General features: G+C 67.8%; 1 pseudogene. It reads left to right on the top strand.

Annotated elements, in window-relative coordinates:
• Nucleotides 1-1,542 (top strand): annotated as a pseudogene (locus SSOG_RS02545) (type I polyketide synthase); the annotation flags it as partial.

Here is a 1,542-nt window from a genome sequence, read left to right as displayed (position 1 = left end):
CCAGAGGTGGCTGGAGGGGGAGCGGTTCGCGGGGTCTCGTCTGGTTGTGGTGACGCGTGGTGCTGTCGGTGATCTGGCGGTGGCGTCGGTGTGGGGTTTGCTGCGGTCGGCGCAGTCGGAGCATCCGGACCGGATCACGCTGCTGGACCTTGGTGACGGTGCCGTGTCGGGGGCGGTGTTGTCCCGGGCGTTGGCGCAGCCCGAGCCGGAGTTGGTGGTTGGTGATGAGCAGGTCCTGGTCCCCCGGCTGGCGCGGATGTCCGTTCCAGAGTTGCGTGGGGCGTCATGGGAGCCGCGCGGCACGGTGTTGATCACGGGCGGTACGGGTGGTTTGGGTGCGGTGGTGGCGCGCCATTTGGTGGCCGAGCGTGGTGTGCGAAATCTGCTGCTGGTCTCCCGGCGGGGGATGGCTTCGCCGGGTGCTGAGGCCCTGGTCGCCGAACTCGCCGGATTGGGTGCCCGCGCCGAGGTGGTGGCCTGTGATGTGGCTGATCGTGATGCTCTGGCGGAGGTGCTGGCCGGGCGGGAGGTTTCGGCTGTGGTGCATGCGGCCGGTGTGCTCGATGACGGTTTGATGGGTGCGTTGACTCCGGGGCGCCTTGATGCGGTGTTGCGTCCGAAGGTGGATGCGGCGTGGCATCTGCATGAGCTGACGCAGGGCATGGATCTGTCTGCGTTCGTGGTGTTCTCTTCCGCGGCGGGCACGTTCGGCAGTGCGGGTCAGGGGAGTTACGCCGCGGGGAATGCGTTCTTGGACGCGTTGGTGCGGTACCGGCGGGACCAGGGGCTGCCGGGTGTGTCGCTGGCCTGGGGGCCGTGGGACCATCCTGGCGGCATGCTCGGCGATCTGGCTGCCGGTGATCGTGAGCGGATGGCGCGTGCGGGTCTGCCGCCGTTGTCCGTCGAGCAGGGTGTGGCGCTGTTCGATGCTGCGGTGGGTGCTGGGGAGCCGGTGGTGTTGCCGGTGCGGCTGGATCTTTCGGCGCTGCGGGCTCGTGATGAGGTGCCGCCTCTGCTGCGCGGACTGATCCGTACGCGCCGCACAGCCGGACGGATAGCGTCCACCGGGCTGATGCAACGGCTAGCTGGGCTGGGCGAGGTCGAGCAGCGGGAGGTGCTGCTGGACCTGGTGCGCAACCGGGTCGCGTTGGTGCTCGGGTATGAGGGCGCTGCGGGGGTGGATGCAGCTCGTACGTTCCGTGATTTGGGCTTTGATTCGTTGATGGCGGTGGAGCTGCGTAACGGGTTGAGCGTGGCCACGGGGTTGCGGCTTCCGGCGACGCTGGTCTTCGACTACCCGACCGGGCAAGCACTCGCGGACCATCTGTTTGATGAGTTGTTGGGGTCGGATACGGGTGTGTCGGTGCCGGTGGGTGTGTTGCCGTCGGTGGCGGATGATCCGGTGGTGATCGTGGGGATGGCTTGCCGGTATCCGGGTGGGGTGTCGTCTCCGGATGATTTGTGGCGGCTGGTGTCTGGTGGGGTGGATGCCGTCGGTGACTTCACCTGTTGACCGGGGTTGGGACCTGGGCAGGCTCTACC

Origin of the sequence: Streptomyces himastatinicus ATCC 53653 (assembly GCF_000158915.1) — a bacterium.
GTDB lineage: Bacteria > Actinomycetota > Actinomycetes > Streptomycetales > Streptomycetaceae > Streptomyces > Streptomyces himastatinicus.
This window is presented reverse-complemented; position numbering and strand designations above follow the sequence as displayed.